Source organism: Marinomonas sp. A3A, from assembly GCF_018336955.1.
GTDB classification, from domain to species: Bacteria; Pseudomonadota; Gammaproteobacteria; order Pseudomonadales; family Marinomonadaceae; genus Marinomonas; species Marinomonas lutimaris.
In genome coordinates this window covers 3,679,088-3,691,511 of record NZ_CP025532.1, presented here as the reverse complement: position 1 = coordinate 3,691,511, position 12,424 = coordinate 3,679,088, and the positions used below count along the sequence as shown (strand labels likewise).

14 protein-coding genes are annotated in these 12,424 nt (G+C 44.3%); 6 read left to right on the top strand and 8 right to left on the bottom strand.

Going from position 1 to position 12,424, the window contains the following annotated elements; translation table 11 throughout:
- Positions 1–10: 10 nt before the first annotated feature.
- Entirely contained in the window at positions 11–292 is a 282-nt protein-coding gene (locus CYL31_RS17340) for a type II toxin-antitoxin system Phd/YefM family antitoxin (RefSeq protein ID WP_249411622.1), read from the top strand.
- A gap of 51 nt (positions 293–343) precedes the next feature.
- Here the strand turns inward: CYL31_RS17340 and CYL31_RS17335 are convergent, their stop codons facing one another.
- A complete protein-coding gene (locus CYL31_RS17335; protein ID WP_212916397.1) occupies positions 344–1,492 on the bottom strand; it encodes an alpha-hydroxy acid oxidase in 1,149 nt (382 codons plus the stop codon).
- 115 nt (positions 1,493–1,607) lie between these two features.
- Between CYL31_RS17335 and CYL31_RS17330 the strand changes: the two genes are divergently transcribed.
- The 4 genes from CYL31_RS17330 to CYL31_RS17315 all read left to right on the top strand — a co-directional run bounded on the left by CYL31_RS17330 (position 1,608) and on the right by CYL31_RS17315 (position 4,397).
- Positions 1,608–2,507 carry a LysR family transcriptional regulator gene (locus CYL31_RS17330; protein ID WP_212916396.1) on the top strand — a complete coding sequence of 300 codons (900 nt, stop codon included), beginning with the start codon at positions 1,608–1,610 and terminating at the stop codon, positions 2,505–2,507.
- An 83-nt stretch (positions 2,508–2,590) separates the two neighbouring features.
- Positions 2,591–2,833, top strand: coding sequence for a hypothetical protein (locus CYL31_RS17325; protein ID WP_212916395.1), 243 nt, complete (start codon positions 2,591–2,593; stop codon positions 2,831–2,833).
- A gap of 53 nt (positions 2,834–2,886) precedes the next feature.
- The gene (gene lepB, locus CYL31_RS17320) at positions 2,887–3,690 is read left to right on the top strand and encodes a signal peptidase I (protein WP_212916394.1); all 804 of its coding nucleotides are present in this window, start codon (positions 2,887–2,889) and stop codon (positions 3,688–3,690) included.
- A 44-nt stretch (positions 3,691–3,734) separates the two neighbouring features.
- Positions 3,735–4,397: a hypothetical protein gene (locus CYL31_RS17315; protein ID WP_212916393.1), complete on the top strand. Its 663-nt coding sequence runs from the start codon at positions 3,735–3,737 to the stop codon at positions 4,395–4,397.
- A gap of 82 nt (positions 4,398–4,479) precedes the next feature.
- Here the strand turns inward: CYL31_RS17315 and CYL31_RS17310 are convergent, their stop codons facing one another.
- The 7 genes from CYL31_RS17310 to CYL31_RS17280 all read right to left on the bottom strand — a co-directional run bounded on the left by CYL31_RS17310 (position 4,480) and on the right by CYL31_RS17280 (position 11,150).
- Positions 4,480–5,085, bottom strand: coding sequence for a DoxX family protein (locus CYL31_RS17310; RefSeq protein WP_249411621.1), 606 nt, complete (start codon positions 5,083–5,085; stop codon positions 4,480–4,482).
- 122 nt (positions 5,086–5,207) lie between these two features.
- A complete protein-coding gene (locus tag CYL31_RS17305) occupies positions 5,208–6,185 on the bottom strand; it encodes a 2-hydroxyacid dehydrogenase (protein WP_212916392.1) in 978 nt (325 codons plus the stop codon).
- A 1-nt stretch (position 6,186) separates the two neighbouring features.
- The gene (locus CYL31_RS17300; protein WP_212916391.1) at positions 6,187–7,146 is read right to left on the bottom strand and encodes a sugar kinase; all 960 of its coding nucleotides are present in this window, start codon (positions 7,144–7,146) and stop codon (positions 6,187–6,189) included.
- 27 nt (positions 7,147–7,173) lie between these two features.
- Complete coding sequence (locus tag CYL31_RS17295; RefSeq protein ID WP_212916390.1) at positions 7,174–8,433, bottom strand: TRAP transporter large permease; 1,260 nt, start codon at positions 8,431–8,433, stop codon at positions 7,174–7,176.
- The gene (locus CYL31_RS17290; protein ID WP_072840685.1) at positions 8,418–8,915 is read right to left on the bottom strand and encodes a TRAP transporter small permease; all 498 of its coding nucleotides are present in this window, start codon (positions 8,913–8,915) and stop codon (positions 8,418–8,420) included. Before CYL31_RS17290 ends, CYL31_RS17295 begins: the two co-directional genes overlap by 16 nt.
- 54 nt (positions 8,916–8,969) lie before the next feature.
- Positions 8,970–9,965: a TRAP transporter substrate-binding protein gene (locus CYL31_RS17285; RefSeq protein WP_212916389.1), complete on the bottom strand. Its 996-nt coding sequence runs from the start codon at positions 9,963–9,965 to the stop codon at positions 8,970–8,972.
- Between the two features lie 168 nt (positions 9,966–10,133).
- On the bottom strand, positions 10,134–11,150 hold the full coding sequence (locus CYL31_RS17280; RefSeq protein ID WP_212916388.1) for a LacI family DNA-binding transcriptional regulator: 1,017 nt from the start codon (positions 11,148–11,150) through the stop codon (positions 10,134–10,136).
- Positions 11,151–11,284: 134 nt separating this feature from the next.
- On the opposite strand from CYL31_RS17280, the gene CYL31_RS17275 reads away from it, so the two are divergent.
- Complete coding sequence (locus CYL31_RS17275; protein ID WP_212916387.1) at positions 11,285–12,358, top strand: zinc-binding metallopeptidase family protein; 1,074 nt, start codon at positions 11,285–11,287, stop codon at positions 12,356–12,358.
- Positions 12,359–12,424 lie beyond the last annotated feature (66 nt).

The following is a 12,424-nucleotide window of genomic DNA, read 5'->3' as shown; positions in this document are numbered from 1 at the left end:
GGCGATGCAAATGAAATTTTCCGAAGATGTGGTGCCTCTTTCTGATCTCAAGATAAATCCTGGGAAAGTGGTTAGCAGGACGCAAGAAACACACAGGCCTATCTTGTTAACAAGCCGAGGTCGTGGCGTTGCCGTTGTTCAGAGCTTAGAAGAGTATGAAAAAGCCGCAGAAGAACTTGGTTTTCTTCGTGCTGTTTATCAAGGTTTGGAAGAAGCTCGTGACGGTAATACGATTTCACTTGAGGACGCGAAGAAAAGTTTAGGGGTTTTAGGTGCTATCAATACAAATTAACCCCTCCCTAACCCTCCCCTTGGAAGACAAAAGGGGAGGGTACTGTTAGCTTTAAGACCTAAACCGCAGGTTCTCTCTATTGAGTTGATCAATTGATGTTTTGCCCATGAGTTTCATGTCTCGTTCGAGTTCGGCTTTCATCAGTCCGAGTGCGCGTTCGACGCCAGGTTGCCCAGCGGCAGCGAGTGGATACAAGTACATGCGGCCGATGCCGACGGCTTTGGCGCCGAGGGATAAGGCTTTGAGCACGTGGGTGCCGCGCTGTACGCCGCTGTCAAAGATGACATCGATCTCGTCGCCCACTTCATCGACGATTTCCGCTAGTTGGTCAAAGGAGCTGCGTGAGCCGTCAAGCTGGCGTCCGCCATGGTTGGAAATGATCACGCCAGTGCAGCCAATTTCTACCGCTTTTCGAGCGTCTTCTCGGCTCATTATGCCTTTTAAGCAGAACTCTCCATCCCAGAATTTTACCATTTCCGCCACGTCATCCCAGTTCATCGATGGGTCGAGCATGTTGGTAAAATAGTCGCCAATCGAGGTCGCGCCAGAACCCATGTCGATGTGTTCCTCCAACTGCGGCAAACGGAATTTTTCGTGGGTCACGTAGTTAATGCCCCACATGGGTTTGAGAACAAATTGCAGCATGCCTTTTAGGTTTAATTTAAAAGGAATGGCGAAGCCGGTGCGAAGGTCGCGTTCTCGGTTGCCGCCAGTAATGGAATCGACCGTCAGCATCATCACTTGTACGCCGGCGTCTTTGGCTCTTTGCATCATGGCACGGTTAAGTTCACGGTCTTTATGGAAGTAAAACTGATAGACCTGCGGCGTGGTGGTTTGCTTAGCAATTTCTTCCATGCTGACTGTGCCAAGGGACGATACGCCAAACATGGTGCCGTATTTTTCGGCGGCATTGGCAACGGCTCTTTCGCCATCATGATGGAATAATCGCTGCAAAGCAGTCGGCGAACAGTAGATGGGCAGGGCGAGTTTTTGTCCCATCACGGTGACGGATAAATCTACGTCTTTCACGCCAGTCAGGACACTGGGCACTAGGTCACAGGTTTCAAATGCGGCTGTGTTGCGGCGGTAAGTTGTCTCGTCGTCGGCACCACCATCAATGTAATTGAAGATCGGGCTTGGTAGGCGTTTTTTGGCTAGAGTGCGAAAGTCTTGGAAGTTGTGGCAGTCTTTGAGACGCATGAATTCTGCTCCTTTTATTTTGTTCATTCACTATAGACTGTGTTCTATTTATAATAAATACGACATAAACTAATAAACTCTTTCTAAAAACGCCTTAATAGAAAAGGATACAACATTGAACGCAGCCGATTTAACACTGTTTGTGAATGTAGCGGATGCAGGGTCTTTTAATAAAGCGGCACAACAAGTAGGACTGTCGACACCAGCCTTAAGTAAGCGCATTAGTAAGCTTGAACAAGATCTCGGCGCGCAGTTGATTCATCGAACGACAAGACGGCTCAGCCTTACCGAAGCAGGGGAGAGCTTATACGTTCACGCCAAGAATATAGAAGGCCAAGTGAGCGATGCCATCGCCTCGGTATCCGCTTTTAGTCAAGGTCTCACAGGCACGATAAAGATGTCCGTGCCGACGATTTCTGGGGAATTGTTATTGGCTGAAGCGGTGGCGGAGTTTTGTCAAAAATACCCGAATATCACCGTGGACATGCGCCTTGAAAATGACTTTGTGGATCTGGTTGGCGAAGGATTGGATCTGGCGATTCGGACCGGTAAGTTGGAAGATTCAAGCCTAATTGCCAAGCCTTTGATTCAATCAAATTGGATAGTCTGTTGCTCGCCAAGTTACATCGAGCGTCATGGTGACGTCAGCAGCTTAGAAGCACTGAAAGATCATAATTGCTTAGCTTACACCTACCAAGCGCAAGGCTCGTTTGATTGGCGCTTTACTCGAAACAACATTGAAGAAAGTGTGCGCATCAGCGGTAGTTTCGCTACGAATAACGCTCAAGCATTACGCAAGGCCGCCTTGGCTGGTTTTGGAATCGTCTATGTGCCGCGCTGTTGTGTGTATGAAGATTTGCTGCAAGGTAAGCTCATCGTCATCTTGACGGATTATCAACCGCGCCGACTGGGGGTTTACGCCATTTATTCTTTTACTAAATACCTGCCAGAAAAACTGAGGTTATTAATAGAGCATATAAAGCAGGCGTATCAGGATAAGAAAGAATATTTTTAAAAGGTCGTTTATAGAAGGTGCTTTTCATTTATCTGTTTTGTCCTTATTCTTAATTTTTTAGTGGTTTTATGATGGGAGCTCTTATGTCTGGTCAAGGTTCTGGCGGCAATGTAATTGCTGCACTTTGTAATGTTTTTATTCCTGGATTAGGTCAATTGGTCCAAGGCCGAATCTTTATGGCATTGTTCTTTTTTGTGGCAACTGCTGTGAGTTATGCCTTGGGCGCGACCGTTATTTTATTTTTCATGTGGTTGATTGGAGCGGTATTTCATCTCTGGTCTATCATTGATGCTGCGCGTTTTTCTCGGTTTCGTGTGGGTTTATGATACGCAGTTAAGTTGATTGCAGGCAAACAGTAATAATTGAAGGGAATCAATACGTGATTAAGAAAAGAAAGCCTATTGTGGCATTACCATTATCAATCCTATCGCCGGGCTTTGGTCATGTGTACGCAGGCGATCTTAAAAAAGGTTTATGGCTGTTTTTTCTGCAAATCAGTGGACTTTTTGTATTTGGAAAGCTTGGTTGGCTATCGACAGCTTATGGCATTTGGCTTTTGATTCTATTTTTGCTGTGCCTGTATTTGTACGCCATGTTCAGTGCTGTGCGACTCGCTTTAGCTAATAAAGCCTACGAATTGAAACCTTATAACCGTTGGTATTGGTATCTGGCTATTTGTGCTTTAGTACTAGCGCTTGGTCAAACTCTGATGTCTTATCGTGGCTCTTGGTTGGGCTTCGAACTCTATAACGTCCCCTCTCGCTCTATGATGCCGACGCTTCAGCCTGGTGATTACATTGCCGTTGACACACAAGATCAGTCTTTAAATGTTGGCGATGTGGTGGTATTGCCTTATCCCAATAATAGACAAGTGTTATTTACGAAGAGAATCGTTGCCTTAGGGAATGACAAGGTCTCGATTAAAGATGGTCAAGTTATGTTAAACGGTAAGCCTGAATTTGCTGCTTCAGTTGATGAGAGTTTCAGGCGCAGTGATGTCTCTATTTCTATGCCAGAAAGAGTTGTGCCAGAAGGCCAAGTATTTGTGTTGGGTGATTGGCGAGACAATAGTAACGACAGCCGTTATTGGGGCACTGTTCCTGAATCTGATGTGATTGGTATAGTCACCTATATTTGGCTTTCAAAAGAGTTTAGTCGAATTGGTAATAAGATTAAGCAGTAATAGATTTAAATAAAAAAATTTGAATCTAAAAATAAGGAAATCAAATGAGTGGTAATATTTGGGATGTTTTTATTCAAGCAAGAGAATCAGCTAAAAGTGAAAAATACCCAGAAGCGTTGGCTCAGTATGAGTATTTTTTTGATCATGCCTTAGCTGAAGATGTTTCATTAAGTGGTGTTCGTGCATCTTATTGTTTGTCTGAATGGGCAGCTCTCGGAGAGAAACTGCCAGAGGCCAAAATACATTTAGAAGTGAGGAGAGTCAAAGCGCTAAGCTTGTTCGAAGAAACAAAGAGCCTTGATTATTTCCGCGATTATGTCTCCATTTGCCGAGCGCTAGATTGCGATGATGTTATTTCAACATTCGAGCGCTATTCTCAAACCGACAAGCCATTGGCTGCGATGGTATTTTCTTCACTGGATGAGCTTCTCATTGATGCTGAACGTTGGGACCTTTGTAAACCGTATGTAGAACGTTGGTTGAATAAATACGACCTTTTGGTCCGCGCGCTTGATACGGATATGACATTGAGTAAATCCATAATCGAGGTATTTAAGGAGAACTTGATAACGGTGGTTAATCGTACTTTAGTGATGTTACATCAGTGCGAGGAAGGAGATAAAAAATCGGCGTTCTTTAATCATGTATCCAATAGCTTAGATGAGCTAGGCTTTTCTGAACTAAAAGCCAAAATGGTTGTACTGTAGTTTTTATTTAGAAAGATAGAATAAGAATTAATGAAAGGAAGAGATGGCGTAAATCTCTTCCTTTTTTAAATGGCATAAAACGTTAGAACTGTTTTTTAAGTAGACGATCTAGTGAAAAATGAGCCCCACCGAACGCAGCGATTAAAAATGCACCAGCAGTCCAGAAGATAGAGGCCAGTTCTGCTTTTAGTTGTACTGAAGTAAGAAAAGCACCGCCGCCATCCGCTAAGCGTTTTATACCATTTGGAGTAAAAAAATCACTACCGGCATTTATGACATCGATGCCTGCTTGAGTTAATAAAGCATCGCCATAAGGATGAGCGAAATGGAACCATAATGTAATGGCTAACATGACAGCATTTGCCAGAGCGATTGGTCGAGTTAGTAAACCCACCGCAATGAACATACCGCCAAAAAATTGCATCCCCGCCAACATTGGTGACCAAAGCCAACCTGGATAGAAGCCTAAGTTTTCAACAAAGCCGACTTGAGCAAAGGGAGCTATGATCTTTGGCCAGCCCTCAACAACAAGCATTCCGCCGATAACAATACGGAACAGTACCCAACCAAATGGTTGAGCAAACGCATTGTAGAAGCTGCTCATAAATGGCAAATAAAGGTTATTTTTTTCGTTTTTAAAAACAGGTGATTTAGACATGCTATCCCTCTCGACTTTAGTGGTTTCCATAACGGCTTCCATAAGTAAAAGAGTAGCATTAGCAATTTTATGACAGCTGATTTGGATCAATATATTGTTACTAAAAGAAGCGAGCAGACTAATATCGAAGTAGAGAACAGATAGCCAAAAGGCTATCTGTTTAACAAATGTTGATTGGCGCAGTTTTGTGATACATCCCCATTAAGTGCATTGATCAGGTTGTCCACAGCGCAAGTAATCATAGCAAGGCGTGTTTCTGCTGTTGCCGAGCCAATATGGGGAAACAGTACAGCGTTATCTAGTTTACAAAGCGGTGAGTCGCCTGGTAGCGGTTCGACTTCAAAGACATCTAAACCCGCCGCGCGAATAGTGCCATTGCTTAAGGCGTCGACAAGAGCCGCTTCGTCAATCACTTTACCGCGGGAACCATTAATGAAAATGGCGCTTTTCTTCATCATGGCGAATTCTTTTGCACCAATCAAACGTTCGGTTTCCGCGGTTAGCGGCGTCATCACACAGACGAAGTCGGATGTTTTCAGCAGTTCTTCCAAGTTCATGTAAGTAGCGTTTAGATCTTGTTCGGCGTCTAGTTTGCGGCTTCGGTTGCTGTACTGAATCTTCATATCAAAACCAAAATGTCCGCGTTTGGCAATGGCATAACCAATGCGGCCCATACCAATAATGCCAAGGGTTTTACCGTGCACATCGGTACCGTAAAGTGCTTCGCCTATGTTACTAGTCCAGCGACCTTCTCGCACCATGTTCGATAGTTCAACAGCGCGTCTAGCTGTGCACATTATTAGAGTAAACATGGTGTCGGCGGTAGTTTCGTTTAGTACGCCTGGTGTATGCATTAAGGGAATGCCACGTTCGGTGAGATAATTTAAATCATATAGATCTGTGCCGACGGAAATTGTTGATGCGGCTTTTAGCTTGGGTGCAAGGCTCAATAGCTCTGAGCTCATTTTGGTGCTGGTTCCAATTAAGCCTTCCGCGTCAGCAAGAGCGGCGATAAAAGCAGCTTTGTTATCTTCATTGATGCCATTAAAGAAGATGACATTAAATTGATCATCGAGTCGCTGGCGCTCTGCTGCTGGAATGTCTCGGTATAAAATGACTTTTTTCTTCATTTTATGACTCCTGTTCTAACTGTCTCAGTATGGCTCTAGTTGGCAAGCCTTCGCTGTCGCCACGAACTTGCACAGTTAAAGAGCCTAGCAGATTGCCCCGGCGAGCGGCTTGTTCCATTGCTTTTCCTTCAAGCAACGCAGATATCACGCCAACGGCAAAGCTATCTCCCGCACCAACCGTATCGACCACTTTTGCTACAGGAAAGCCAGCGACGGTGCCAGATTCACCATTACTGGTTTTAAAGTATGCGCCTTTGCTACCGAGTTTGACGATAACCGTTTTGACGCCATGCTGGAGATAAAAGTCCGCAATCACTTCAGGTTGGTCGCTACCCGCGAGGATTTTGCCTTCTTCTATGCCTGGTAGAACGATGTCACTGGCAAAGGCAAACTCATTAATAGTGGCGACCATGGTTGCTTGATCAGGCCATAGGGAAGGGCGCAAGTTGGTATCAAATGAAACGCTGCAGCCTTGTTTTTTGGCGAGTTCTAACGCGTGTTTCGCTGCGTCTCGCATCGATACTGATACGGCTGCAGAGATGCCAGTAAGATGCAAATGTGCGCCCGCTTTGAATAAGGTGTTGTCGATGTCAGTAGTGCTTAATGTTGACGCAGCAGAGTTACGACGGAAGTACTCTACTTTAGGATCGCTGCCATCGGTGACATTGGATTTCAGCATAAAGCCAGTGGCGTGATTGGTACTTTCAGAAATCCAGTCCGTACGAATGTTCTCTTTGCTGATCGCTTGGCGAATAAATTGACCAAAACTGTCTTTACCGACTTTGCTAATGTAGCTGGCTTCAAAACCTAAACGTGCCATACCAATAGCAACGTTAACTTCCGCCCCAGCTAAAGAGCGATGGAATTCTTCTATGTCAGCAAGTTGGCCAGGTGTGTTGGCCACAAACATGGCCATGGCTTCACCAAGAGTGACAAAAGAGTGTGTTTGTTTTGTTTCCATAATGGATGATTCCTTCTTGATTTTCTCTTAGATCAATAACATAAATGGCATAAATATAACGGCAACCAGTACTAGTATAATGACAGAAATATATGGCATAACCGCTTTGAATGACTTGTCTATGGACAGTTCACCGATGGCGCTTGCTATTAACAAACACAAACCATAAGGCGGTGTAATTAAACCAATGGATAAAGTGATGATAACGACTATGCCAAGCTGAACAGGGTCGACCCCTAATGTAAGTGCTACAGGGTAAACAACAGGCACAAACAGCACCATGGCAGGAATGGCATCCATGAAGGTACCGACAAATAGAAAGAAGGCCACAATAATGAATAGGAATAAGTATTCATTGCTGCCCATTCCACTGAAAAATCCCGATACCATCGCGTTGATTTGGTAATAGCCGAGAAACTCCCCGAGAGCTGAGGCCGCAGCTAAAGCGAAGAGTGATAAACAGCTTAGTTTTAATGTTTCGGTAAAAATCTTTGGCAAATCTTTTAGGCTGATGGATTTATAGTAAAACGCGCTGACGAAGTAAGCATAAACGGCGGAGAAAGCGGCCGCTTCTGTTGGAGTGAAGACACCAAAAACAATACCGCCAATAATGATAAGAGGCGTGATCATTGCTGGAATGGCATCTTTTGTTAATGCTATAAATTCCGTACGACTGATTTTTTCTGCTTTTGGTAAGTTGTCACGTTTGGCAATAATACTAATGACAAACATCATTCCAAGTCCGATCAGAATTCCGGGAACCATGCCGCCGATAAACAATTGTCCAACAGAGGTGTTGGTTAATCCGCCATAAATTACCATCGTAATACTAGGTGGAATAATGCCTCCAATGGTAGAAGAAGCCGCGGTAACTCCAACTGACATTTCGCGACTGTAGCCTTTGTTTATCATGTTAGGTATGAGGATTTTACCTACGCCAGCAGTATCGGCGGTAGACGATCCGCTTACACCAGCAAACAACATAGATACCAACACGTTTGCGTGACCAAGTCCGCCCGGTTTACGACCGACTAAGGCGATAGAAAAGTTGATAAGTCGATGAGATATCTGGCCGCTGTTCATGATGTTGGCTGTTAGTACAAAGAGTGGCACAGCGAGCAACACATAAGAGTTCAGGCCGTAGAACATCTTCATTGGGATCATGGTCGTTGGCGCGCCAGTCATGGTGCCGATACCCACTAAAGACGCGATGCCGATAGAGAAGGCAATGGGTATCCCAAGAATAATAAGACCAACAAACAGTAAGGTGATTAGCGCGAGTTCCATGAAGCCCCCTTGAAGCAAGATAATGTTTTTGCTTCGTTGTAGATGTTATCCACCAGATAAACACTGGAGCTAATAAAGGTGATTGGCATAATGAGCCATACATAGCCTTGTCGAAATTCAGGGATACTGATCCAGCGCGAGTTCCAAAATGCTTGAGTGATTTCAACGCTGTATAGCGAGCAGAATAAACAGAAAATCAACATGATAAGATTCTGAATGATTACTAAAACCGAGCGCTTATCGCCTTGGAAATAATGTGTGAGAACGTCAAAACCAAAGTGTTTGTTTTCTTTTACCATGACTGCTGTGCCAAGGAACATGGCCCAGATAAAAGAATTCACGGCGATTTCTTCCGTCCATAACACCGAAATACCTAGGTAGCGAGTAACTACTTGAATCAAGGTCGCGGCGAGGAAAATCACCAGTAGCAAAACGCCTAAACTGATTTGGAGTCGAGCAATAAAATTAGTCAGTATTTTCATACCATATATCCTTGATGCTCCGAGGCGTCCTCGGAGCTAGGCTAGCAGAGAGCGTTATTTAGTCTGACGGATGGTTTCAAGAACCTCTGTCATACCATTTTTCGCCGCCCACTGATCTTGGATAGAGCGTGCTTTTTCAATGAAAGGAGTGCGGTCTAACGTATTAACGATGGCACCATCATCAATGGCTTTTTGCTTGTAAGTCGATTCTTCACTGTATAACGCTTGGCGTTCCGCTTGAGTCGCTTCTTTCACTGCTTGGTTGAAGGCTGCGCGCTGTTCATCATTGAAGCTTTCCCAGACTGAATTTCGCACTAGCAATAGACGAGTGGTGTAGTCGTGACCGGTTTCAGAAATGTATTTGCCATTTGCTGTTTTGTGGTGCTCCATTGGAACGAAGTAGGGATAAGCGTTTTCGGCCGCATCAACCACATTGCTTGATAGTGCTTGGTAAAGTTCAGCCCAAGCTACAGAGGTTGGAACTGCGCCGATTTCTTTCCAGTATTGAGATACCACACCGGATGTTTGGGTACGGATTTTCATGCCTTTTGCGTCTGCAAAGCTATTAACCGGTTGCTTGCCATACCAGTGGCGTACACCAGCGGTCCAATAAGCGGCCACACGATACTTTTCACCTGATTTGGTATAGATGATGTCGGCAATATCTTTACCTACTTTGCCATCAACCACTTTTTCCCAATGGCTGTAATCGTTAAACAAGTACAACAAAGAGAACAGGTCTACTTCTTCAATACCTGATGACGTCATAAAGCCAGGTGAAACGAGAACCATGTCCGCGCCGCCAAGTACTAGTTTTTCAACCAATTCATTTTCATTGGTGCCAATGGTTCCTGCGTGTACTTCTACATTGAAAAGGCCTGATTTATCAGCGACTTCTTTCAGTTTCAGCATGCCTGTTTGGTATGGGCTAGAAAGGTTGGTTTGGTTGTGGGCAGCAACGATTTTAATCGTGTCAGATTTGGTTGAATCATCACTGCATCCAGCGAGAGAAATGGCAGCAGCGGTTAGCAGAGTAAATAGTTTTTTCATGGTAACTCCATTATGGATCGATTTTTATGATTATGGTGATCACACTTTAGGCAAAAGACGATATCATGGAATCGATTCCATGAATAGCCTTCGCCAATCGCTTTTAAAGAATTTTATGGCTATTTTTTGTTCAATTTGATTTTGTCTAAAGACTGTTTTGTGAAAGCGTTAAGTGGAATGACGAACAATGAGCTCAGCTTTGAGTTTGATGTGTTGTGGGGCTTCGTTGTTACCTTGAACTCTAGCAAGCAATCGCTCGCAAGCGGTTTGACCTATGAGTTGCGTTGGCTGGCGCATGACTGTTATGCCGCCTTCGAATAGTTGTGCCCATTCTGGGTCGTCTATGCTGATTAAACCAATTTGCGTGCCGATGCGAATGTCTAGCTGCTTCAAGGCTTTCGCTGTACTCATCATGGCAACACCGTTGGTGGTGAAGATGGCTTTTTTGCGCTTTGGGTGAGCGGCGATGAAGTCTGTAATGACCTTGACTAATAAGCTGACGCTCATCTTTTCGATTTCAATGACATCGCAGGTTATGTTGTCGTTTTCTTTGGCGAAAGCTTGAATGGCGTCGACCCTTGCTTGGCGAGGATCAATTGCGATGGATTCGGTAACCACTAAAATAGATTCATAAGTTTGGGCTTGTAGGTGTTCGCAAGCCTCTTTTGCTGCGGCTTCGTTGTCGAGTCCGATCGTATCGAAGCCGAGGGAAGTATTGATCCTATCAACCAATACCAAAGGACAGGAAATGCGCTTTAAGTTGCTGACTTGTTTTTGTGCCATGCCAGCCGTGTTGACGATGATGCCATCGACTCGGTGGGCTTCGAGCAAGGATAAATAACTGTCTTGTAAGTCTTTTTTGTTATCTGTATTACATACCATCAGCATGTAGCCTTCACGGCGACAAACGTGCTCTATTCCTTGTAACACATCGATAGAATAAGGGTTGGTCACATCTGCGAGTAATAATCCGATCAGTTTTGAGTGTCCAGCTCTGAGCATGCGAGCCGAATGGTTAGGACGAAAATCAAGATGAGCAATGGCTTGCGCGATTTTTTCTCGCAACTCTTCTGATAATTTGTCTTGTTCCCCGTTAAGGTAACGTGAAACACTGGTCTTACCCACTTTGGCGTATTTTGCCACATCTGAAATGGTGGTGAAGCTTTTGTTATTTTTCTTCAGCAATGTGTTGTCTCAATGGCTAGATTAACGGAAAGAACATCCATACGCGCAAATAAAGAGGTAGGCGTTTTTCCGTACTGTAAACTATGATCCTAGCGGGACGCAATTATAGACAGTCTTTTAATAGCAGGAGCACTATGAAAATTTTCAGCTGCCAGCAATGTGGACAGACGGTGTTATTTGAGAACACTCATTGCGAGCAATGTTCTTCATCATTAGGTTTTTTGCCAGATCAATTGGTGATTAGCGCGTTAAAGACAGTTGATAATGCTTGGTATGCGATGGCTGATAAATCCATTCCTGCAAAGCGTTGGTATTACTGTGAGAACCATCAGCACCAAGTGTGTAACTGGTTGGTAGAAGAGGGTGGAAGTACGTTTTGTGTTGCGTGTGAATTGAATCGCCATATTCCTAATTTAGGTAAAATAGAGGAGCGTCAGGCGTGGCAGCAGTTAGAATTTGCTAAGCACCGGTTGGTGTATTCTATATTGCGTCTTGGCTTGCCTTTGATCAGCAAAAAAACGGAGCCAGAAGATGGTTTGTCGTTTGATTTTATTTCTGAAAATAACGTGGTGCCAGAAGATGTGAGCGCCATGACAGGCCATGCTTCTGGACAAGTGACTATTAACGCTGCAGAGGGCAATTCGGTTGATCGTGAGCAAATGCGCGAGGACATGAAAGAGTCTTATCGAACCGTTATAGGTCATTTTCGCCATGAAATTGGTCATTATTATTGGGATCAGCTGGTTTTTGATGATGAACAGGTTTTAGCCGATTTTAGGGCTCTTTTTGGCGATGATCGTGCCAGTTACGCCGATGCGTTAGAGGCTCATTACAAAACGCCAAACCCAGATTGGCAGCAGTCTTTCGTGAGTGTGTATGCGTCTTCACATGCTTGGGAAGATTGGGCAGAAACTTGGGCGCATTACCTGCATATTGTCGATACCCTGGAAATGGCCAGTGATCTTGGTTTGAGTCTGCAGCCTGTTGGTTCAAATCGACAAAATCTCGCTGTAATGGTGAATATTGATCCTTATCGACACGATAATTTCGATGAGATTCTTGCGCAATATGTGCCGCTAACTTTTGCAGTAAACAACCTAAACCGTGGCATGGGGCAACCGGATTTGTATCCTTTTATCTTGGTTCCAGCGGTACGTGATAAGTTGGCTTTTATTCATCGTTTATTGATGGCTTATCAAGCTGAATAACGGGTAATTAAAGTAAAACTGTCTGATATGTGGCTGGTGGATTGCCAGCAGCTGTGTATTTTAACG

Bases quoted from the DNA above. Each gene is read 5' to 3' on its own strand.
- CYL31_RS17340 (WP_249411622.1), top strand. From the start codon at position 11: ATGAAATTTTCCGAAGATGTGGTGCCTCTTTCTGATCTCAAGATAAAT.
- CYL31_RS17325 (WP_212916395.1), top strand. From the start codon at position 2,591: ATGTCTGGTCAAGGTTCTGGCGGCAATGTAATTGCTGCACTTTGTAAT.
- CYL31_RS17310 (WP_249411621.1), bottom strand. From the start codon at position 5,085: ATGGAAACCACTAAAGTCGAGAGGGATAGCATGTCTAAATCACCTGTT.
- CYL31_RS17275 (WP_212916387.1), top strand. From the start codon at position 11,285: ATGAAAATTTTCAGCTGCCAGCAATGTGGACAGACGGTGTTATTTGAG.
- CYL31_RS17305 (WP_212916392.1), bottom strand. From the start codon at position 6,185: ATGAAGAAAAAAGTCATTTTATACCGAGACATTCCAGCAGCAGAGCGC.
- CYL31_RS17315 (WP_212916393.1), top strand. From the start codon at position 3,735: ATGAGTGGTAATATTTGGGATGTTTTTATTCAAGCAAGAGAATCAGCT.
- CYL31_RS17290 (WP_072840685.1), bottom strand. From the start codon at position 8,915: ATGAAAATACTGACTAATTTTATTGCTCGACTCCAAATCAGTTTAGGC.
- CYL31_RS17285 (WP_212916389.1), bottom strand. From the start codon at position 9,965: ATGAAAAAACTATTTACTCTGCTAACCGCTGCTGCCATTTCTCTCGCT.
- CYL31_RS17300 (WP_212916391.1), bottom strand. From the start codon at position 7,146: ATGGAAACAAAACAAACACACTCTTTTGTCACTCTTGGTGAAGCCATG.
- CYL31_RS17335 (WP_212916397.1), bottom strand. From the start codon at position 1,492: ATGCGTCTCAAAGACTGCCACAACTTCCAAGACTTTCGCACTCTAGCC.
- CYL31_RS17295 (WP_212916390.1), bottom strand. From the start codon at position 8,433: ATGGAACTCGCGCTAATCACCTTACTGTTTGTTGGTCTTATTATTCTT.